Source organism: Microbacterium sp. NPDC008134 (assembly GCF_042957055.1).
GTDB lineage: Bacteria > Actinomycetota > Actinomycetes > Actinomycetales > Microbacteriaceae > Microbacterium.
In genome coordinates, this window is the sequence record NZ_JBIBHO010000001.1 from 422,661 (window position 1) to 441,942 (window position 19,282).

The 19,282-nt window shown below is 69.9% G+C and carries 19 protein-coding genes; 10 read left to right on the forward strand and 9 right to left on the reverse strand.

Going from position 1 to position 19,282, the window contains the following annotated elements:
* Positions 1 to 9 precede the first annotated feature (9 nt).
* Genes ACFY9N_RS02045 through ACFY9N_RS02065 form a run of 5 tightly spaced genes read right to left on the reverse strand, consistent with a single transcriptional unit; the run spans position 10 to position 5,393 of the window.
* Entirely contained in the window at positions 10 to 153 is a 144-nt protein-coding gene (locus ACFY9N_RS02045) for a hypothetical protein (protein WP_391476595.1), read from the reverse strand.
* A 19-nt stretch (positions 154 to 172) separates the two neighbouring features.
* Positions 173 to 2,317 (reverse strand): right-handed parallel beta-helix repeat-containing protein, encoded by a 2,145-nt coding sequence (locus tag ACFY9N_RS02050; RefSeq protein ID WP_391476596.1) that lies wholly within the window; start codon positions 2,315 to 2,317, stop codon positions 173 to 175.
* A 4-nt stretch (positions 2,318 to 2,321) separates the two neighbouring features.
* Entirely contained in the window at positions 2,322 to 3,149 is an 828-nt protein-coding gene (locus tag ACFY9N_RS02055) for a carbohydrate ABC transporter permease (RefSeq protein WP_391476597.1), read from the reverse strand.
* Positions 3,149 to 4,123 carry a carbohydrate ABC transporter permease gene (locus ACFY9N_RS02060; protein ID WP_391476598.1) on the reverse strand — a complete coding sequence of 325 codons (975 nt, stop codon included), beginning with the start codon at positions 4,121 to 4,123 and terminating at the stop codon, positions 3,149 to 3,151. Before ACFY9N_RS02060 ends, ACFY9N_RS02055 begins: the two co-directional genes overlap by 1 nt.
* A 4-nt stretch (positions 4,124 to 4,127) precedes the next feature.
* Positions 4,128 to 5,393, reverse strand: a complete 1,266-nt coding sequence (locus ACFY9N_RS02065; RefSeq protein WP_391476600.1) for an ABC transporter substrate-binding protein — start codon at positions 5,391 to 5,393, stop codon at positions 4,128 to 4,130.
* Positions 5,394 to 5,618: 225 nt separating this feature from the next.
* Here ACFY9N_RS02065 and ACFY9N_RS02070 point away from each other — a divergent pair, with 225 nt between their 5' ends.
* Together ACFY9N_RS02070 and ACFY9N_RS02075 are read left to right on the forward strand one after the other, a co-directional pair.
* Positions 5,619 to 5,918, forward strand: coding sequence for a hypothetical protein (locus ACFY9N_RS02070; protein WP_391476601.1), 300 nt, complete (start codon positions 5,619 to 5,621; stop codon positions 5,916 to 5,918).
* Positions 5,918 to 6,259 carry a hypothetical protein gene (locus tag ACFY9N_RS02075; RefSeq protein ID WP_391476602.1) on the forward strand — a complete coding sequence of 114 codons (342 nt, stop codon included), beginning with the start codon at positions 5,918 to 5,920 and terminating at the stop codon, positions 6,257 to 6,259. Before ACFY9N_RS02070 ends, ACFY9N_RS02075 begins: the two co-directional genes overlap by 1 nt.
* 16 nt (positions 6,260 to 6,275) lie before the next feature.
* On the opposite strand, the gene ACFY9N_RS02080 is transcribed toward ACFY9N_RS02075, so the two are convergent.
* The gene (locus ACFY9N_RS02080) at positions 6,276 to 7,022 is read right to left on the reverse strand and encodes a FadR/GntR family transcriptional regulator (protein WP_391476604.1); all 747 of its coding nucleotides are present in this window, start codon (positions 7,020 to 7,022) and stop codon (positions 6,276 to 6,278) included.
* A gap of 109 nt (positions 7,023 to 7,131) precedes the next feature.
* Here ACFY9N_RS02080 and ACFY9N_RS02085 point away from each other — a divergent pair, with 109 nt between their 5' ends.
* The 8 genes from ACFY9N_RS02085 to ACFY9N_RS02120 are packed head-to-tail and all read left to right on the forward strand — an operon-like array spanning position 7,132 to position 16,184.
* Positions 7,132 to 8,286: a mandelate racemase/muconate lactonizing enzyme family protein gene (locus ACFY9N_RS02085; protein WP_391476606.1), complete on the forward strand. Its 1,155-nt coding sequence runs from the start codon at positions 7,132 to 7,134 to the stop codon at positions 8,284 to 8,286.
* On the forward strand, positions 8,286 to 9,242 hold the full coding sequence (locus tag ACFY9N_RS02090; RefSeq protein WP_391476607.1) for an MBL fold metallo-hydrolase: 957 nt from the start codon (positions 8,286 to 8,288) through the stop codon (positions 9,240 to 9,242). Before ACFY9N_RS02085 ends, ACFY9N_RS02090 begins: the two co-directional genes overlap by 1 nt.
* Positions 9,239 to 10,288, forward strand: coding sequence for a Gfo/Idh/MocA family protein (locus tag ACFY9N_RS02095; RefSeq protein WP_391476608.1), 1,050 nt, complete (start codon positions 9,239 to 9,241; stop codon positions 10,286 to 10,288). Before ACFY9N_RS02090 ends, ACFY9N_RS02095 begins: the two co-directional genes overlap by 4 nt.
* A 22-nt stretch (positions 10,289 to 10,310) precedes the next feature.
* On the forward strand, positions 10,311 to 11,546 hold the full coding sequence (locus tag ACFY9N_RS02100) for a CaiB/BaiF CoA transferase family protein (protein WP_391476609.1): 1,236 nt from the start codon (positions 10,311 to 10,313) through the stop codon (positions 11,544 to 11,546).
* Positions 11,543 to 12,661 carry a hypothetical protein gene (locus ACFY9N_RS02105; protein WP_391476611.1) on the forward strand — a complete coding sequence of 373 codons (1,119 nt, stop codon included), beginning with the start codon at positions 11,543 to 11,545 and terminating at the stop codon, positions 12,659 to 12,661. The genes ACFY9N_RS02100 and ACFY9N_RS02105 overlap by 4 nt, the downstream gene beginning before the upstream one ends.
* Positions 12,658 to 13,446 (forward strand): enoyl-CoA hydratase/isomerase family protein, encoded by a 789-nt coding sequence (locus ACFY9N_RS02110; protein ID WP_391476612.1) that lies wholly within the window; start codon positions 12,658 to 12,660, stop codon positions 13,444 to 13,446. Before ACFY9N_RS02105 ends, ACFY9N_RS02110 begins: the two co-directional genes overlap by 4 nt.
* A gap of 36 nt (positions 13,447 to 13,482) precedes the next feature.
* Positions 13,483 to 14,673 (forward strand): fumarylacetoacetate hydrolase family protein, encoded by a 1,191-nt coding sequence (locus ACFY9N_RS02115; RefSeq protein WP_391476613.1) that lies wholly within the window; start codon positions 13,483 to 13,485, stop codon positions 14,671 to 14,673.
* Entirely contained in the window at positions 14,670 to 16,184 is a 1,515-nt protein-coding gene (locus ACFY9N_RS02120) for an aldehyde dehydrogenase (NADP(+)) (RefSeq protein ID WP_391476614.1), read from the forward strand. The genes ACFY9N_RS02115 and ACFY9N_RS02120 overlap by 4 nt, the downstream gene beginning before the upstream one ends.
* Before the next feature lie 269 nt (positions 16,185 to 16,453).
* Here ACFY9N_RS02120 and ACFY9N_RS02125 read toward each other — a convergent pair whose 3' ends face one another.
* From ACFY9N_RS02125 to ACFY9N_RS02135, 3 genes are read right to left on the reverse strand one after another with little or no spacing between them, the layout of a single operon-like run.
* Positions 16,454 to 17,452, reverse strand: coding sequence for an aldo/keto reductase (locus ACFY9N_RS02125; protein ID WP_391476615.1), 999 nt, complete (start codon positions 17,450 to 17,452; stop codon positions 16,454 to 16,456).
* The gene (locus ACFY9N_RS02130; RefSeq protein ID WP_391476616.1) at positions 17,449 to 18,207 is read right to left on the reverse strand and encodes an SDR family oxidoreductase; all 759 of its coding nucleotides are present in this window, start codon (positions 18,205 to 18,207) and stop codon (positions 17,449 to 17,451) included. The genes ACFY9N_RS02125 and ACFY9N_RS02130 overlap by 4 nt, the downstream gene beginning before the upstream one ends.
* Entirely contained in the window at positions 18,204 to 19,226 is a 1,023-nt protein-coding gene (locus tag ACFY9N_RS02135) for a zinc-binding dehydrogenase (RefSeq protein WP_391476618.1), read from the reverse strand. The genes ACFY9N_RS02130 and ACFY9N_RS02135 overlap by 4 nt, the downstream gene beginning before the upstream one ends.
* Positions 19,227 to 19,282: the final 56 nt, after the last annotated feature.

Genomic DNA, 19,282 nt, shown 5'->3' on the forward strand with positions numbered 1-19,282 from the left:
ACGAAGGGACTATCCCGTCGGCTCGGTCGCTCGGATCAACCCGCACTCCACGCACGACCACGCCACGAGGAAGCGTTCGTCGTCGAGGATCTCGAACGTCAGCGCCCCGCCACAGATCGGGCAGACCAGGGGATTCTGCGCGCGAGCGTTCATCCCTTCAGCCTACGTCCGCCTATCCCTGCGTCGGCAGGAATGGATCGACCGACGTCGCCGCGACCAACGGATGCCGCCGCTCCGACACCGGACGCGGCCCCGCCCCGCGCACATCCGGCACCCGGATACCGAGCCCCTCGGCGGGCGACCCCTCCTGCACACGCAGGTCGCGCCCCGCGGCATCCACGAACAGCGGGTCGGCCGTGACCGAGTGCCGGTCGTGACCGAGCCGCGCCCACTCGTCGTCGAGGCGCTCGATGATCTCGAAGCCGACTCGCCCATCCGAGCCCGTTTCGCGCCGAGCGTTCGCCGCTCGCGCCGCACCCTCCAGAGGCGCCGCGTCCCAGAACAGATTCAGGTCGCTGTCGATCCCGAACCGCCGCAGGTCGCGGTGGTCCGGGTATCCGACGAACGCGGGCATGCCCTCGCCCACCACGATGTTGCGGTGGAACGTGAACGACACGTGATCCTCGGGGCGGGTGATCGACACCTGCCCGTTGCGGCCGAACGCCCACACGTTGTCGCGGATGATCACCTCGCGCCCGTAGTGCTGGTGGTACGCCTGACTCGACACGTCGTGCACCACGTTCTGCTCGATCACCACGTGCGACGAGCCCTCGTCGAGGTAGATGCCCCAGCCGCCGTAGTTCGCGCACTCGACGTCGTGGATGTGGTTGCCGCGCACGATCGTGCCCGGCGCGATCCCGAGCAGGTAGACGCCGCCCATGTCGTTGAGCAGCCCCTGGCCGAGGTGGTGGATGTGGTTGCCTTCGATCAGGTTGCCCTCGGAGGGGCTGTGCAGGTAGTCCCACATCCACCCGACCGAGATGCCCGAGTAGAGGAAGTCGCTGATCTCGTTGTGCGCGATCACGTTGTGCGAGCCGTGCTGGAAGAGCACGGCGACGGCGTTCGGGTACACCTGGCCGCCGCGGGTGATCGTGCAGTCCGACACCTCGTTGGCCCGGTTGTAGTCGGCGGCCAGGGCGTCGATTCCCCCGCCCGAGCGTACGGCCCCGGCTCCCAGATCGCTGAACGAGACGCCGCTGATGAGCGCCCCACGCGTGCCGGACCCGAGGTTCACGCCGTACCCGCCGACGCGCGTGATCCCACCGCCGACGATCGCGCACGACCGCGCGAAGTCGAAGCGAACCGCCGCGGGCACGGTGCTCGCCGCCTGCACGTCGGCCGCGTACCGGCCACCGGGCGGCAGCTGCGGGTCCTCGCGCACGCCGAACGGCGGCACCGCGGGCGGCACCTTCTCGAAGTCCGCCTCAGCGAACTGCACCCCCTCGAACCGCACCTCACGCACCGGCGCATCCGCCGTGCCGTCGAGCGTCACGAAGGCCTCGATCACCGGCATCCGCACGTCGAGCGCGTCGATGTCGACACCCGCCTCCGGCAGATAGAGCACGTGCGACCCGGATGCTCCCACGAGTTCACCCGTCGCATCGAGGTACCACTCGCCGGCGACCTCGCCGAAGCGTTCGGCGACGTTGTCGAGCCAGTATCGGGCGAAGAGCTTCACGGCGTCGTCGCGCAGCGCGAAGATGCTGCGCAGCGAGCTCGTGAGCGTGCGGGTCTCGCGGTCGATCGCGGTGATCGGCATCCGTTCCTGCACCCAGTAGTGCGGCACGACGACCTCGACCGCACGCTCCTGCACGAGCTCGGGGATGTCGCCCTCGGCGAAGCGGAACGCCGCCGCCCCGTCGAACAGCGTGCCGACGAAACTGCCTGCGGGGTCGAGGCCCGTCTGCTCCTCCACCCGCAGGAAACCCTCGCGCGGATGTCGCGGGCGCTCCGCCGCGACCCCGTCGACGTACAGCCGCCGAGCCGCCGCACGCGGCGACGGGGCGGCGAACGCCGCGACACCGTTCACGGTCACCGGGCGCCAGCCCGTCAGTCGCACCGATCCGCGCAGCACCGGCGGGTTGTCGGCATCCGTCGCCACCACCGAGGTGAATGAATCCGATGCCGAGAACGAGACGGGCTCCCGGTGGTGGTACTCGCCCCCGGCCATCCAGATCACCGCCCGCTGGCCCGGCTCGCGTCGCGCGCGCACGAGCGCGAGGCCGTGGGCCAGGTCGTTCGCCGGGTAGCCGTGCGAGCCGTCGGCGTGGGGCGACCCCTCCGGGTCGACGTACACCTCGATCCGGTCGGTGCTCATGGGATCAGCCCTTCGTGGCTCCGGCAGTGACGCCGGCCGAGATCTGCCGCTGGAAGATCAGGTAGACGACGATGATCGGCAGCACCGCGAGCAGCACGCCGGCGATGTACGTCGGCACGTTGTCGGGGTACTGACCGCGCAGCGCACTGACGCCGACCATGACGGTGCGGTTCTGCGGCGACTGCATGATCAGCAGCGCGATGAGGATGTCGTTCCACACGAACAGTGCGTTCAGGATGCCCATCGAGATCAGCGCCGGCTTGCCGACGGGGATCATGATGCGCGCCCACACACCGAACAGTCCGTTGCCGTCGACGCGGGCCGCCTCGGTGAGCTCCTTCGGGATGCCCGAGTAGTACGAGGTCATGAAGAACACCGTGAACGGCAGGAACTGCGCGACATACGCCGCGATCAGGCCGGGGAAGGTGTTGATCAGGCCCATGTCGCTGAGCACCTTGATCGTCGGCACCATGATCACCTGGAACGGGATCATCATCATCGCGAGGATGACGAGGAACGCGATCTTGCTGCCGCGGAACGTGAGGTGGCTGAGCGCGTAGCCGCACATCGACGCGAGCACGAGCAGGATCGCGACCGAGAACACGGTGACGATGATCGTGTTCGCGAAGTAGCGGCCCATGTCGGCGTTGGTCCACGCGTCGAAGAAGTTCTGCACATTGAAGGTCTGCGTGACGCCGAGGCGGTCGAGCACGTAGTCCTTGCGCGTCTTGAGCGAGATGTTCAGGCCGTAGAGCATCGGCGCGATCGTGGCGATCGCGAGCAGCATCATCGGCACGGCGATGACCCACTTGCCCAGGCGTTCGCGGCGCATCATGCCTCCTTCGTGGCGCGACGCAGCACGCGGATCTGGATCAGGCCGATGACGAGCACGATCAGCAGCAGGAAGACGGATGCCGCGGACGCGAGTGCCGGGCGGGCCTCGCCGTTGAGCTTCCAGATGAGGAACTCGGGCAGGTAGCTCGCCGCCCCCGGGCCGCCGGCGGTCATCGTGTACAGCAGGCCGAAGAGGCCGGTGAGCATGCCGATCGTGGTCGTGACGAACACGAACTGGATGGTCTGGCTGAGTCCGGGGATGATGACGTGCACGATCTGCTGCCAGAGGTTGGCGCCGTCGATCTTCGCGGCGTCGAGCAGCTCGGAGTCGAGGGTCGCGAAGCCGGCGAGGAAGATCGTGAACGCCATGCCGAACGTCGCCCAGATGTGCACGACGAGCACCGAGGGCAGCGCTGTTGCGGGGAGCCCGAGCCAGTCGACGGCGGGGATGTTGATGACGTTCAGGGCGCCGTTCACCGGGCCGTTCGCGGCGAGCAGGATGTTGAAGATCGCACCGATGATGATCGGCGAGAGCACCACCGGCAGGAAGTACACGCTGCGGTAGAAGCGGTGCCCGGGGATCTTCAGGAAGACGAAGGTGGCGAGGATACCGGCGACGAACACCTGGATCGGCACGAACAGCAGCACGACCAGGACGTTGCGGGCGGATGCCTGGAAGCGGGCGTCGCCGAGGAGGGTGAGGTAGTTGTCGAGGCCGACGAACTGCCCGTTGAGCTCCTTGTTGCCGGTGAACGAGAAGTTCACGCCGAGCAGGAGCGGGTAGAGCCGGAAGACGGCGAGGATGAGGATGACCGGCAGCACCATCAGGTAGGGCGCGAGCCGTTCGGACGTCCACGGCTTCTTGCGCAGCGGCTGGCCGAGATCACGGCGGCTGCCGCGTTCCCGGCGGCCGCGGCCCGGACCCTTGTTCGCGAGAACAAGGGTCCGGGTCGAGGTGGTGTCGATCGCCAAGGGATCAGCCCTCCGACGCTGCCAGCTGGGCTGCGGCGTCCTGCACGGTGACCTCGCCACCGAGCAGCTGCTGACCGAGACGGTGCAGCAGGTCGAGCGTCTCGGCCTCGAGCGCGGTGTGCAGCAGCGGCTTGCTGCCCGCGGCATCCGCGACGATCTCGTTCGCCGACACGATGTCGGTGTCGAGCTCGATGGTCGTGTCGGACGTGATCTGTCCGCCCGCGAGCGAGTACGCGGCGAGGGCGTCGTGGTCGACGGTCGCCTTGATCCAGTCGACGCCGAGTTCCTTCTTGTCCTCGTTGAGCACGCCGTATCCGATGCCGCCCTCGGCCGGGAGGGCAAGGGTGGTGCCGTCGTTGACGGTGACCGGCATCATGAATCCGAGGTCCTCGCCGAGGAACTCGTCGAACTGCTTCCAGTGCGCCGTGCCGCTCATGAGGCCGATGACCATCGCCGACTTGCCGCCCGAGAACAGGTCGAACGAGTCGTTGAACATCGCGGTGGAGTTCGCGCCCTCGTTGTACCAGCCGTCGGCCGCGGTGTCTGCCCACATCTGCAGCACCTGCATGGCGTGCTCGCTGGTCCAGTCGCGCTCGCCGTCGATCCAGGCGTCGTACTCCTCGGGAGTGAAGACGCCCGAGCCGAAGCCCGAGAGGAAGAACTCGATGCCGAGGCCCTCCTTGTTGCCGAGCGCGAAGCACGAGGCATCCGTCTTCTCGGTGATCGCGGTGCAGGCGGCGGCGAGCTCGTCCCAGGTCTGGGGCGGGGTGTCGGCGTCGAGGCCGGCCTCGGTGAAGAGCGCCTTGTTGTAGTAGATCGGGAAGCCCTGGAGGAACATCGGGGCGGAGTAGGTCTCGCCGCCGGCCTGGAACGCGGGCCAGCCGGCGAGAGTGTCCTCGAGGTCGGCGAGCTCGTCGGTGACGGGGATGAGGGACGAGGCGCGGCTCTTGAGCTGCGTTCCGCCGTTGAACAGGGCGACGTCGGGGCCGGTGCCGGCCTCGATCGCACTGCCGAGCAGGGTGTAGTACTGGTCGAACGGCTGGTTGACGATCTCGACCTCGACGTCGGGGTGCTTCTCGGCGAATGCCGCCTTGACGTCTTCGGTGTATGCGGCCGCGGCCTCGTCGGCGTCGCCCCAGTTCCAGACGACGAGCTTGTCGCTGGTGCCCGAGCCTCCGCCGGTCGATCCGTTCGGCGACGCTCCGCCGCATCCGGTGAGTGCCAGTGCCGCCACGCCGATGGCTGCGGGGATGGCGATCCTTCGCTTCATTGCGATCCTCTCAACATTGATAAGGGAAGTTGCTGCAGGGACCCGAGGGTGCAGGCCTTGCGTCGAAACATACTACGTCTTATGAAAACGATCAAGCAAACATCACATGACTGACGTTCACGCAGCGGCACGGGGTTGGTTCGGTGAATACGATAGTCAACCTTCGGCATCCATCCGATCGAAAACTCGTACAACTTTACGCACGAAAAGGAGTACGATTACCGGATGGTTACCTCGTCGTCGCTGCCGCTCCCCGTGATCCCGACCTCCGAAGCGCGGACGCAGCTGCCGGACGCGCTGCGCCGATTCCGTTCGGAGGGTCCGCTCGCTCGCCCGATGGTGTTCGGCGGCCACCGGCGAGCCGAGGGCGTCGTCATCCCGTTCGACCTCTACGTCGACCTGATCCCGGCGATCGAGGATCTCGAGATCGCGTACTTGGCTCGTGAACGGGCCAAGACCGGCGAGGTCGGCGCGCTTTCCGACGTCGCGTCCGGTCTCGGGCTCGACCCCGACGACTATCGCTGATGGCGGTGCCGCTGCGGCTGACGGCTCTCCTCCCCGGCTTCCAGCGCGACATCGACGCGCTTCCGGATCAGGCGACGAAGAAGATGGCGCTCGACATGCTCGTGCTCGTCCGTGACGGGAAGATCGCGGGTGTGAAGCTGGACTCCCGCGTCGCGACCGGCGATCTCGGCGACTGCTACAAGCTGTACTTCGATCCGGACGGTTCCGGTAAGCCGCGTTACCGCCTCGTCTATCGGTACACGCCCGACGAAGTCAGAGCCGTCGCTGTCCAGGCCGTCGCGGTCGGGCGCCGCGCGAATCTCGACGCCTATCAGCGAGCGATCGCGAACCTCGACCGCTAGGCGGCCGTGCTCGCCGTCAGGAGCGCTTCTTCGACGGCAGGCGCCGACGTGACCACGAGCCGAGGATGTGCTCGCTCATCGCGAGGCGCGCGGCCTCGGCGTCGCCCGCCGAGATCGCTTCGAGGATGGCCGCGTGTTCGGCGAGGGTCAGCTCGAACGCGTGCGCGGGGTCGACGCCGGTGAAGCGGTCGCTGCCGACGGCGTGAGCGATGAGCACACGTGCGATGTTCTCGGCGAGGCCGTTGTCGGCGAGCTCCATCACGGCCAGGTGGAACTGCACGTCGGCCTCGCGGAACGCGGCCGAGTCGTCGACGTGCGCGTGCATCGCCTCGAGGCTCTCGCGCAGTCGGGTGCGGGCATCGTCGTCGACGGATCGGGCGGCCGACTCGGCCATCGCGGCCTCGAGGGCACCGCGCACCACGCTCAGATCGTCGAGCACGCCGAGGGTCGAGTCGTTCTCGATCATGGCGCTGAGCACGGAGGGGTCGAGCACGTTCCAGCTCGTCGAAGGATTCACGTGTGTGCCGCGGCCCTGGGCGACGGTGACCATGCCCTTCTCCTGCAGGCGCTTCATCGTTTCGCGGATGACGGTGCGGCTCACGCCGAACTGCACGCTGATGACACTCTCGGGCGGCAGCAGGTCGCCCGGCGCGTACTCGCCGGTGACGATCGACTGGACGAGTTCGTTGAGCACGGTCGCGCCGATGCGATCGATGGGGGTGCGTGCGCGACCGGCGGTGGTGGCGTCTGCGGGCGGGGTCATGAACGCCACTCTATTCACCGGGGGAGAGGCCCGGCAGGAGACACTCGCGAAACGACAGACATATGATGTATGTTGTTTTCACATTCGATCTCTCACACTCAAGGGCGACATGAAGATCACCGGCTACCGCACGCTGCGCACCGTCCACGACTGGGGGCGCCCCGTCGGCGACGTCAACGGGTTCATCGCTTCCGGCGTCACCGACGTGCCGCTCGTGATCCTCGAGACCGACGAGGGCGTCGAGGGCGTCGGCATGGGATCGCACGCCGATCTCGAGCGCCTGTTCCCCGCCCTCGAGGGGCAGGACCCGCGCGCCGTCAGCACCCTCTACGACGCCATGCTCGCGCGAGTCTTCAAGTCGTCGCACGGCGGCGCGACCTTCGGCGGCATCGGTGCCTTCGACACCGCGCTGTGGGACATCAAGGCCAAGCTCGCCGGCGAGCCGCTGTGGCGTCTTCTCGGTGCCGGCGACCGCTTCGTGCCCGGCTACGCCTCGGGTCTCGACGCCGCGCTCGACGACGAGCAGCTCGCCGCCCTCTACCGCCGCTTCGGCGAGCGCGGCTACACCGCCGCCAAGCTCAAGGGCGGGCGCAACGTCGACACCGACCTGCGCCGTTTCGGCATCCTCACCGACGTCCTTCGCGCCGACGGAGCGGCGCCAGCGCTCATGCTCGACGCCAACGAGTCGTGGAACCTCAAGCAGGCCGTCCGGCACGTCAGCGCGCTGGAGCAGCACATCGATCTCACCTGGGTCGAGGAGCCGCTGCGGCGATGGGATGCCGCGGGGCACGCGCGTCTGAGCGCGGCGATCAAGGCATCCGTCGCTACCGGCGAGAACCTCACCGGCCTCGAGCAGTACCGTCCCCTCCTCGATGCCGGTGGCGCCGACATCGTGCAGGCGGGCGCGGTGTGGGGCATCACTCACTTCCTGCGCGTTGCTATCGCCGCCCACGCCCGCGATCTGCCCGTCAGCCCGGTCGGTCTCACCGCGAACCACACCGTGACCGCCGCGGCCGCTGCCGTGCCGAACCACCTCTCGGCCGAGGTGCAGGACCTCGGGTCGCCGTTCGGTCTCACCCTCGATCAGTCCTTCGAAGGCGGTGGCGTCGTGCTCGGCGACCGCCCGGGCGTGGGCATCGAGGTCGACGAGGCGCTCATCCTCAAGGCACGCAGCGAGGCCACCTGGCAGGAACCGGCGGGTCCGCACGTGCGCTCGAAGCGCGCGGGGCTCCGCCTGATCGACCACGGCACCTGGAGCGAGTGATGCAGGTGCGTCCCGGCATCCACCGCATCCAGGCCCCGCTCGGCGAGCGCTTCATCGCGATGTACCTGCTCACCGGTCCCGAAGGCGCGCTGCTCTTCGACACCGGCGTCGCCGATTCCGTGCCTGGCACGCTGCTGCCGGCCCTCGACCGGATGGGCTTCGACCTCGCCGACCTGCGGTGGGCGATCAGCTCGCACTGCGACTTCGATCACACCGGCGGCAATGCGGCGCTCGCCGCCGTCGCCCCGCACGTGGAGTTCCTCGCCGGCCGCGCCGATGTCGCCATGACCGAAGACGTCGAGGCGCTCATCGCGGGGCGCTACGGCGAGTTCGCCGCGCGCGACGGCTTCGACGATCCGCCCGAGACGACCGCCGAGGTGCGGCGCTCGACCGGTCTCGTTCCGGTGACGCGGGCGCTCGACGGCGGCGAGACGTTCGACCTCGGCGACCGCACGATCGAGGTGCTCGCGGTGCCGGGGCACTCCCCTGGCCACCTCGCACTCCACGACTCCGCGAACGACACCCTCCTCATCTCCGATGCCGTGCTGGGCGAGACGGTGCCGACGGCCGACGGGCGCGCCGCCTTCCCACCCACCTATCGAGACACGGTCGCGTACGTCGACAGCATCCGTCGTCTGCGCACGCTCGACGCCGAATTGCTGCTCACCGCGCACTATCCCGTGTACGAAGGCGCGGCGGTGGCCGGGTTCCTCGACGACTCGCTCGCGTACGTCGAGCGCGTCGACCGCGTCATCGAAGACGTGCTCGTCGGGGAGGGAGACCTCACCTCGCTCGAACTCATCCATCGCGCGGCATCCGATCTCGGGCCGTGGTCCGAGTCTGCGGCCGAGTACCTGATCTTCCCGATGACCGGCAACCTCGAGCGCCTCGTGCAGCAGGGGCGCGTCGTCGAGGGTGATCGCGGCGGCATCCGCACCTGGCGGTGGGCCGCGTGACCGCGAAAGTGCGCCTGGGCGCGATCGGCGCCGGCTGGTGGGCGACCAGCAACCACTTCCCGCTGTTCGCGGCGCGCGACGACGTCGAACTCGTGGGCGTCTGCGGCAGGGGCGACGGACTCGAGGGCGTGCGCGAGAAGTTCGGCTTCGGGTTCGCGACGGAAGACGCGACCGAACTGCTGGATGCCGACATCGACGCGGTCGTGATCTCCACCCCGCACGACCTGCACCACCCGCTCGCCGCCCAAGCACTCGATCGCGGACTGCACGTGCTCTGCGAGAAGCCGATGACCCTGCACGCCGACGAGGCGTGGGATCTCGCCGCCCGCGCCGAGCGCGCCGGCACCGTCTTCCTCGTGCCCTACGGCTGGAACTACAAGCCCTTCACGGTCTCCGCCAAGCGGATGCTCGACGCCGGGGCGATCGGCGAGATCCAGTACGCCCTGTGCCACATGGCCTCCCCGACGCGCGGACTGTTCGGCACCGACCCGACGCACATGCTCGAGCGCTGGAACTCCGACACCGCACCCGACCCGACCACGTGGTCGAGCCCCGAGCACGGCGGCGGTTATGCGCACGGGCAGATCACGCACTCCTCCGCGCTGCTGTTCTGGCTCACGGGGCTGCGCGCGGCATCCGTCGCCGGTCGCGCGATCACCGCGGGTGCGCCCGTCGACCTGTTCGACGCGGGGGTGATCCGTTTCGAGGGCGGGGCGCTCGGCTCGCTGTCCGGCGCGGCGACGCTCGCCGACGGCGACAAGTACCAGGTCGACATCCGCCTGTTCGGCACCGAGGGCGTGCTCATGATCGACGTCGAGCGCGAGCGGGTCACGCTCAGCCGCTACGACGGACGCCGCGAGGAGCTCGTGATCCCCGAGGGGGAGGGCGAGTACGAGTGCCTCGTGCCGCCCGCGCGCTTCATCGACCTCATCACCGGTGCGAGCACCGAGAACAACTCCGACGTCACCGTCGCCGCCCGCTCGGTGGAGCTGATCGACGCGCTGCTGCGCTCGTCGACCGCCGGCGGCGTCGACACCCCCGTCTGACCACCCCATGCAGAGGTAGATCATGTCCGACACCCCCGCCCGCGGCATCCTCGACGGATACCGCGTCATCGACTGCTCGATCGCGATGGCCGGCCCCTTCGCCGCGCAGCGCCTCGGCGATCTCGGCGCAGACGTCATCAAGGTCGAACCGACCGCGGGCGAGTGGCAGCGTTTCGCCTCGGCCGGCGGCGCGCAGGGCAACGAGATCAACGTCTCGTTCCTCTCGCTCAACCGCAACAAGCGTTCGCTCGCGGTGGATCTGAAATCGGATGCCGGGCGCGAGGTCGTGCGCGACCTGATCGCAGGCGCCGACGTGTTCCTGCAGAACTACCGGCCCGGCGTCGCGGCCCGCCTCGGCCTCGACTACGCGACGCTCTCGGCTCTCAATCCCTCTCTCGTCTACGTCTCGATGTCGGGATACGGCGAGGACGGCCCCTACAAGGACCGTCCGGGGCAGGACCTGCTGCTGCAGGCGATGAGCGGCGCGATGCTGTCGGCCGGGCGCGACGGTGAGCCGCCGACGCCGGCGGGCCAGTACCTGGCGGATGCCGTCACCGCGTCGACCGCGTTCGAGGGCGTGCTCGCGGCTCTCCTGCACCGGGAGCGCACCGGCGAGGGGCAGCTCGTCACGGTCAACATGCTCGACGCTCTCACCACACTGCAGATGCAGGAGCTGAGCGTCTACACCGTGGGCGGTGTGCCGCAGAAGCGGGGCAGCGAGCCGAACGCGCACGTCTACATCCGCGCCCCGTACGGGGTCTTCGCGACGAGCGACGGGTTCCTCGCGCTGGGCTTCGCCGACCTGGGCAAGCTCGGCGAGGTGCTGGGCGAGCCGTCGTTCGCGGGCCTCGACGCCGAGGTGCACGGGTGGACGCACCGCGATGAGCTCTATGCGACGGTCGCCCGACACCTGCGCGCGCAGCCTACGCAGCACTGGCTCGACACTCTGTTGCCCGCGGGCATGTGGGTCGGCCCGGTCTACGGCTACGAAGACCTCGTCGACGACCCGCAGATCATCCACAACGGCACCTTCGTCGAGTACGACCACCCCACCGAGGGGCGGGTCAAGACGCCCGGGTTCCCGTACAAATTCGCGAAGACGCCCGCCCGTATCGAGCGGGGCGCCCCGCTGACCGGAGAACACACGGCCGAGATCCTCGCCGAGCTCGGCATCTCGCCCGAGCGCACGCAGGAGCTGCTCGATGCCGGGGCGGTGGCGCAGACCGCGGTGCCGGTGGCGGTGGCGGTGCCGTCGTGACCGACTACGTCGGCCTGACCTGGGATCACCCGCGCGGCCGGAACGCCCTCGCGGCGGCCGCCGGCGACCTCGGCGACGGTGACACGCTGCGCTGGGAGGTGCAGTCGCTCGAGGGGTTCGAGTCCGCGCCGATCGACGAGCTCGCCCGTCGCTACGACCTGCTCGTGCTCGACCACCCGCATCTCGGCGACGCGCTCGCGACGGACAGCATCCGTCCGCTCGACGACCTCTTCGACGCCCGGCAGATCGACGAATGGGCGGATGCCGCGGTCGGGCCGAGCATCGCCTCGTACACGCTCGACGGCCGGCTGTGGGCGCTGCCGCTGGATGCCGCGACGCAGGTCTCGGTGCGGCGGCGCGAACTCGTCGCCGATGTGCCCGACACCTGGGACGACGCGCTCGAGCTCGCGGAGCGCGGTCTCGTCGCGACGAGCCTGGCCGGGCCCCACGCGTTCCTGTCGCTGTGCTCGATCGCGGTCTCGCTCGGTGACGACCCGGGTCGCGGCGCCGTCCTCTTCGACCGCGCCGTGGCGCTCCGTGCCCTCGATCTGCTCACGCGCTTCTCGACGAACGCGCCCGCGGGCACCGATTCGCTCAACCCGATCGGCCTGCTCGATCGGATGCGTGACCGCGGCGACATCGGGTACATCCCGCTCGTCTACGGGTACGTGAACTACGCCTCGCCGGTCGTCGTCTTCGACCGCGTTCCGGCGGCGAACGGTCGGATCGGGTCGACGATCGGCGGGACCGGCATCGCGGTCACCCGCCGCTCCGAGCCCTCGCCCGCCCTGCTCGCGCACCTGCGCCACCTGCTCGGCGACCAGGCGCAACGCGGCTTCATCCCCGCGCACGACGGCCAGCCCGGGCTGCGCACCGCGTGGACGGATGCCGCGGTCGACGCCGCCGCGCACGGCTTCTACTCGCGCACGCTGTCGACCATCGAGGCGTCGTGGGTGCGCCCGCGCCTGGCCGGGTACATCCCCTTCCAGTCCGCGGCATCCGCCCTCGTGCGCGACGCCGTCGCCGGGCGCCGGACCGCTGACGACGTGCTCGACGAGATCGGGGAGCGCTTCGCCGCGCTCACCGCCACCTGCCTGCAGGAGGAGAACGCATGACCGACCCGACCGCCGCCGAGGAGCCGCTGATCGTCGTCACGCGCGACGGGCACGTCGCGACCGTGCGGCTCAACCGCCCCGCGAAGCTCAACGCCGTCACCCAGGCGATGAGCGACGAGCTCGTGCGCATCGTGCGCGACCTCAACGACGACCCCGAGGTGCGGGCCGTCGTCTACACCGGCACCGGACGCGCGTTCAGCGCCGGCAGCGACATCTCGACCCTCGACCAGTACGAGACGCCGTGGGAGTTCCGCAACCGCCGTGACTACTGCGATGCGCTGCGCGAGCTGCGTAAGCCCGTGGTCGCCGCGATCAACGGGTACGCGTTCGGGGGAGGACTCGAGGCCTCGCTGACCTGCGACATCCGCATCGCGGCCGACACCGCGAGCTTTGCGGCCCCCGAGATCAAACTCGGCTGGATCGGCGGGGGAGGGATGTCGGTGCTGCTCGCCAACTCCATCGGCGCGAGCAACGCGGCCCTCATGCTGCTCAGCGGAGACGCGATCGACGCGCCACGCGCCCTCGCCTGGGGCCTCGTCAGCGAGGTCGTTCCCGCCGACGCTCTGCTCTCCCGGGCCCAGGAGCTCGCCGCGACCATCGCGTCGCGCCCGCCGATCGCGGCCGAGACCGCGAAAGCGAATCTGCGCGCCGCGTTCAACCTGCCGCAGGACCAGGCCATCGCCTACGAGCGCGAGATGCAGGGCATCACGTTCGCCACCGCGGATGCCGCCGAAGGGCGTGCAGCCTTCGCCGAGAAGCGACCCGGCGTCTTCCACCGCCGCTGACCGGCGCCGACACCGACCGACCTCCCGAGGAGAGACATGAGCGACACCTGGATCGGCGACGCCGCCGGCATCCTTCCCACCGATGCGAGCGGCGCCCTGCTCGTCGGGCGCGTGCAGACACCGGCGGGTCCGAGCGTGGTGGTGCTGCGCGACGGCATCCTGCACGACCTGTCGGCGACGTTCCCGACCATGACGGCGCTCACCGAGAGCGCCGACCCGGCATCCGCCGTGCGCGCCGCCGACGGGCCGTCGCTCGGCGCGTTCGCCGATGTCTGGGCGAACACCGCCCCCGACACCCGCGATGCCTTCTGCCCCTGGCTGCTCTCGCCGATCGACCTGCAGGTCGTCAAGGCCTCGGGCGTGACCTTCCCGGTGTCGATGCTCGAGCGCATCATCGAAGAGAAGGCGCGCGGCGAGGCCGAGTCGGCCGACGGCATCCGTGCCACGATCCTCGACGCGCTCGGCGGCGACGTGCGCGACCTCGTACCCGGGTCGCCCGAAGCCGCGCGCCTCAAGCAGGTGCTGATCGAAGCGGGGCTGTGGAGCCAGTACCTCGAGGTCGGTATCGGACCGGACGCCGAGATCTTCACCAAGGCCCCCGTGCTCGCCACGGTCGGTGGCGGGTCGGACGTCGGCGTGCTCGCCGAATCGCGCTGGAACAACCCCGAACCCGAGGTGGTGCTCGTCGTTTCCTCGGGCGGAGACATCGTCGGGGCGACGCTCGGCAACGACGTCAACCTGCGCGACATCGAGGGGCGCTCGGCCCTGCTGCTCGGCCGCGCGAAGGACAACAACGCGTCGGCATCCGTCGGGCCGTTCATCCGCCTCTTCGACGAGGGTTTCTCGCTCGACGACGTGCGCGCCGAATCGGTGACGCTCTCGGTCGAGGGCGACGACGGCTTCCGCATGGCGGCCGAATCGCACATGGCGCAGATCAGCCGCGACCCCGCCGACCTCGTGCGGCAGGCCTCGGGCGACCACCACGCCTACCCCGACGGCTTCGTGCTCTACTTGGGAACGATGTTCGCCCCCACCGACGACCGCGACGAACCTGGACACGGCTTCACCCACCACCTCGGCGACGTCGTGCGCATCTCGTCGCCGCGTCTGGGCGCGCTCGTGAACCGCGTGCAGCACAGCGAAGACCTCGCGCCCTGGAGCGTCGGCATCGGCGCTCTGATCACCACCCTCGCCCAGCGGGGACTCCTCGGAAAGGCCGGCGCATGACCACTCTGACCACCACCGACCCCCGCAACGGCGCACAGGCCGACACGGGAATCGAGGCCACGGATGCCGCTGGCGTCGCCGCGGTGACCGCGGCCGCGGCATCCGCCTTCACCGACCTGCGCTCGCGCCCGCGGGCCTGGCGGGCAGGGCTGCTGCGCGCGCTCGCCGACGGGCTCGAGGACGACCGCGAGACGCTCGTCGGCGCCGCGCTCGCCGAAACCGGGCTGTCCGAGGCGCGCCTGAACGGCGAGCTCTCGCGCAGCGCCTTCCAGTTCCGCCTCTTCGCCGACGCCGTCGACGAGGGCGGCTACCTCGAGGCGATCATCGACCGCGCGGGCACCACCCCGCTCGGCCCGGGGCCGGACGTGCGGCGGATGCTCGTGCCGATCGGCCCCGTCGCCGTCTTCGGCGCCAGCAACTTCCCGTTCGCGTTCTCGGTCGTGGGCGGCGACACCGCCTCGGCGCTCGCCGCGGGCAACCCCGTCGTCGTCAAGGCCCACAGTTCGCACCCCGTCACCTCGCAGCGCTCGTTCGAGTCGCTCGCACGGGCGGCGGCGGCGTACGGTGCGCCCGAGGGCACTTTCGGGATCGTCTACGGCCAGCACGCGGGGGCGGTACTCGTCGCCGACCCCGTCATCACGGCGGTCGGGTTCACGGGGTCGCTCTCAGCCGGCAAGATCCTGCAGTCGATCATCGACGACCGTGAGACGCCCATCCCGTTCTACGGCGAGCTGTCGAGCCTCAACCCGCTCGTCATCACGCCGGGTGCCGCCGCGGCGCGCACCGCCGCGCTCGGCGAGGGGCTGTTCGGCTCGGTGACCGGGTCGGCCGGGCAACTCTGCACCAAGCCCGGCATCGCCTTCGTGCCTGTGGGCGTCGAGGGCGATGCGCTCGTCGCCGACGTCGTGGCGCGGGCGCAGGATGCCGCGGCGCAGACTCTCTTGAACTCCCGCATCCACGGCGCGTTCGACGAGATCCGCGAACGGCTGATCGCCGAGGGCGGGGCGCGCAGTCTCGTCGCCCCGCACGCCGGGGAGGACGGGTTCTCGCTCACGCCCGCGGTGCTCGAGATCGCGGCATCCGATGTGACACCGGCGGTGGCGGAAGAAGCCTTCGGGCCGCTCGTCGTGCTCGTGCGGTACTCGGCCACGGTCGAGGTCGCGGCGGCGCTCGGCTCGGTGCCCCACTCGCTGACGGCGACGATTCACTCGCAGCCCGACGAGGCGGAGGTGCGCGGTGAGCTCACCGACGCCGCGCGCGACCTCGTCGGTCGCATCGTGTACGACGGGTACCCGACGGGAGTGCGGGTGTCGTGGGCGATGAACCACGGCGGACCGTGGCCCGCGACCAACACCCAGCACACGTCGGTGGGCGTGACGGCGCTCCGCCGATTCCTGCGCCCGCTCGCCTGGCAGGATGCCCCGGCCGACGTGCTCCCCACCGAGCTGCGTGACGGCCCGGTCGATCTGCCCCGCCGCGTCGACGGCGTGCTGGAGCTGGCCGGCGCCTGAGCCACTGAGGTGCTGGGTCCCTGAGCGTGTCGAAGGGCCCCGCCCCGCGGAACGGTTTCTTGTGGGGGACGCTTCGACAGGCTCAGCGACCCACTGAGGTACTGGGTCCCTGAGCTTGTCGAAGGGGCCCGCCACGCGGCATCCGTTGGGGAGGATTTCTCTTGTTGGGGAGGATCGAAAGGGCGGATGCTTCCTGCAGAGGGTGAGTTCTCCTCCGTTGTTGCGCGTGGGGCGCTTCGACGGGCTCAGCGACCCAGTGGCCGTGGCCGTCAGCCGAAGACGCCCTCGGGCAGCAGGCCGCGCGAGATCAGGGCGTCCCACAGCCCGTCGTCGACGACGGCATCCATTCGCTCCACCCCTTCGGCGACCTGTCGCGCGTCGCGGCATCCGAGAACGACCGAGGTGACCGCCGGATGCCGCAGGCTGAACTGCATCGCAGCGGTCGGCAGGTCGGTGTCGAACTCCTCACAGACCTCAGCGATCGCGTTCGCCCGGGCGATGAGCGAGGCGGGCGCCGGCACGTAGTCGTAGGTCGCATCCGCGGCGACCCGCGGTCGCGCGAGCAGCCCGGAGTTGTACACGCCGACGTTCACGATCCCGACCCCGGCCTCGAGCGCCGCGGGCAGCAGATCGACCAGCGGTCCCTGCTCCAACAGCGTGAATCGGCCCGCCAGCATGACGACGTCGATGTCGGTCTCGCGCACGAATCGCGCCGGCATCGCCGACTGGTTCATGCCCACGCCGATCGACGACACCACGCCTTGCTCGCGCAGTTCGATCAGCGCGCCGATGCCCTCGGTCGAGGCCTGCTCCCAGTGGTGGTCGGGGTCGTGCAGGTAGACGATGTCGAGCCGGTGGACGCCGAGGCGATCGAGGCTCTCCTCGACCCCGCGTAGGATCGCCCCGCGCGAGAAGTCGAACTCGCGGCGATACGCGGCGGGCACTGCGAAGCCCCCGTCGTCGAGCTGTCCCGCCGCGTAGACCTGGGGCACGAGCGTGCGCCCGGCCTTCGTCGAAAGCACGTATTCGTCGCGCGGATGCTCGGCGAGCAATTCGTCCAGACGGCGCTCGGAGGCGCCGAGCCCGTAGTGCGGCGCCGTATCGAACAGGCGCGATCCGCGCGCCCACGCCTCCTCGACCGCACCGCGAGCCTGCTCGTCGGTGGTCACGCGACCGAGGTTGCCGAGCTGCGCTCCGCCCAGCCCGAACCGGGTGAGCGGAGTGCCGGTGCACAGCCGCACACTCGGCATCACAGCCTCGGTGCTCACCGTCCGAGCCATCCGCCGTCGACCGGCAGCACGATGCCGTCGACGTAGTCGGATGCCGCTGACGACAGGAACACGGCGGCTCCGCCGAGATCGGATGCCGCGCCCCACCGCCCCGCCGGGATGCGGGCGAGGATCGACTCCGACCGCTCGGGGTCGTCGCGCAGGGCCTGGGTGTTGTCGGTGGCGATGTAGCCGGGGGCGATCGCGTTGACGTTGACGCCGCGCCCCGCCCACTCGTTCGCCAAAGCCTTCACGACTCCGGTGAGCCCTGACTTCGCCGCCGCGTACCCGGGCACGTTGATGCCGCCCTGGAAACTCAGCAGCGAGGCGGTGAAGACGATCTTGCCCCGCCCGCGTTCGAGCATCGATCCACCGACGGCCTGTGCGAGAGCGAACTGGCTGGTGAGGTTGATGCGCAGCACGCGCTCGAACCAGTCCATCGGATGCTCCGCCGCCGGGGCCCGCAGGATGGTGCCGGCGTTGTTCACGAGGATGTCGACCTCGGCCGCGCGCAGCTCGGCGCCGAGATCGGCGACGGCGTCGGCATCCGACAGGTCGCAGCGGATCGCGCGGAACCCGCGCCCGCGCCCGGTGACCGCCTGCTCGATCTCGCTGCCGGACGGCTCGATGTTCGCGCTGACCGCGATGATGTCGGCGCCCGCATCGGCGAGCGCCGTGGCGATCCCGAAGCCGATGCCGCGATTGGCGCCCGTGACCACGGCGCGCTGCCCGGTGAGGTCGAAGAGGCCGCTCATGCGCCGGCCTGCACGTCGACGAGTATCTTCATCGCGCGCCCCGCCTCGAGCTCGGCGAAGGCATCCGCGGTCTCGGCCAGCGGCACGATGCGGGTGATGACCCGGTCGGTGGGGATCACGCCGTCGGCGAGCAGCTCGATCGCGGTCTCGAAGTCGGACCGCTGGTAGACGCGCGCGCCGAGCAGGCGCAGTTCGCGCCAGAAAACGCGCTGCAGGTCGACCTCGCGAGGGGTGGGATGGATCGCGACCACGACGATCGTGCCGCGCACCTTCGCGAGCGCGGTCATGCCGCGCACCGCGGCGGCGGCTCCCGACACCTCGAACACGACGTCGGCGCCGACCCCGTCGGTCCAGTCCTCGACCCAGGCGGTCTGGTCGGACGCCGAGGGGTCGAGTGTCGTGAACCCGAGCTCTTCTGCCTGGGCGCGGCGCTGGGCGTCGATCTCGATCACGACGACCTCGGCGCCGGTGTGGCGGGCGACCGTGGCGATGAGCGTGCCGATCGGGCCGCCCCCGATCACGACGGCCTTCTGGCCCGCGGTGAGGTCGGAGCGGCGCACGTCGTGCACGGCGACGGCGACGGGCTCGACGAGCGCGGCATGGTCGAGGGGGATGTCGGCGGGGAGCGCGAGGAGCGTCTCGGCGGGCACGTTCCACAGGCCCTGCAGCGAGCCGGGGGAGTCGATGCCGATGAAGTTCAGGTTCTGGCAGATGTGCTCGTTACCGGCGAGGCAGGCGGGGCAGGTACCGTCCCAGTCGAGGGGCATGACGGTGACCTTGTCACCGACGCTCCATCGGGTGACTCCGGTGCCGAGGGCTTCGATCGTGCCGCTCATCTCGTGCCCGAAGACGAGCGGTCGCTCGACGCGGGAGTCCATGTTGCCGTGCAGGATGTGCAGGTCGGTGCCGCAGAGCCCGGTGTAGGCGACGCGGATCTGTACCTCTCCCGGTGCGGGGGCGGTCGGTTCGGCCGTGCGCACGTCCAATGTGCGATCGCCCACGTAGTTCACAGTCAGCACTGATTGCTCCTTTGCTCGCAGACCTCCAGATTACTCATACGTATGATGAATTTCTA

Bases quoted from the DNA above. Each gene is read 5' to 3' on its own strand.
- ACFY9N_RS02045 (WP_391476595.1), bottom strand. From the start codon at position 153: ATGAACGCTCGCGCGCAGAATCCCCTGGTCTGCCCGATCTGTGGCGGG.
- ACFY9N_RS02050 (WP_391476596.1), bottom strand. From the start codon at position 2,317: ATGAGCACCGACCGGATCGAGGTGTACGTCGACCCGGAGGGGTCGCCC.
- ACFY9N_RS02055 (WP_391476597.1), bottom strand. From the start codon at position 3,149: ATGCGCCGCGAACGCCTGGGCAAGTGGGTCATCGCCGTGCCGATGATG.
- ACFY9N_RS02065 (WP_391476600.1), bottom strand. From the start codon at position 5,393: ATGAAGCGAAGGATCGCCATCCCCGCAGCCATCGGCGTGGCGGCACTG.
- ACFY9N_RS02070 (WP_391476601.1), top strand. From the start codon at position 5,619: ATGGTTACCTCGTCGTCGCTGCCGCTCCCCGTGATCCCGACCTCCGAA.
- ACFY9N_RS02075 (WP_391476602.1), top strand. From the start codon at position 5,918: ATGGCGGTGCCGCTGCGGCTGACGGCTCTCCTCCCCGGCTTCCAGCGC.
- ACFY9N_RS02080 (WP_391476604.1), bottom strand. From the start codon at position 7,022: ATGACCCCGCCCGCAGACGCCACCACCGCCGGTCGCGCACGCACCCCC.
- ACFY9N_RS02085 (WP_391476606.1), top strand. From the start codon at position 7,132: ATGAAGATCACCGGCTACCGCACGCTGCGCACCGTCCACGACTGGGGG.
- ACFY9N_RS02090 (WP_391476607.1), top strand. From the start codon at position 8,286: ATGCAGGTGCGTCCCGGCATCCACCGCATCCAGGCCCCGCTCGGCGAG.
- ACFY9N_RS02100 (WP_391476609.1), top strand. From the start codon at position 10,311: ATGTCCGACACCCCCGCCCGCGGCATCCTCGACGGATACCGCGTCATC.
- ACFY9N_RS02110 (WP_391476612.1), top strand. From the start codon at position 12,658: ATGACCGACCCGACCGCCGCCGAGGAGCCGCTGATCGTCGTCACGCGC.
- ACFY9N_RS02115 (WP_391476613.1), top strand. From the start codon at position 13,483: ATGAGCGACACCTGGATCGGCGACGCCGCCGGCATCCTTCCCACCGAT.
- ACFY9N_RS02120 (WP_391476614.1), top strand. From the start codon at position 14,670: ATGACCACTCTGACCACCACCGACCCCCGCAACGGCGCACAGGCCGAC.
- ACFY9N_RS02130 (WP_391476616.1), bottom strand. From the start codon at position 18,207: ATGAGCGGCCTCTTCGACCTCACCGGGCAGCGCGCCGTGGTCACGGGC.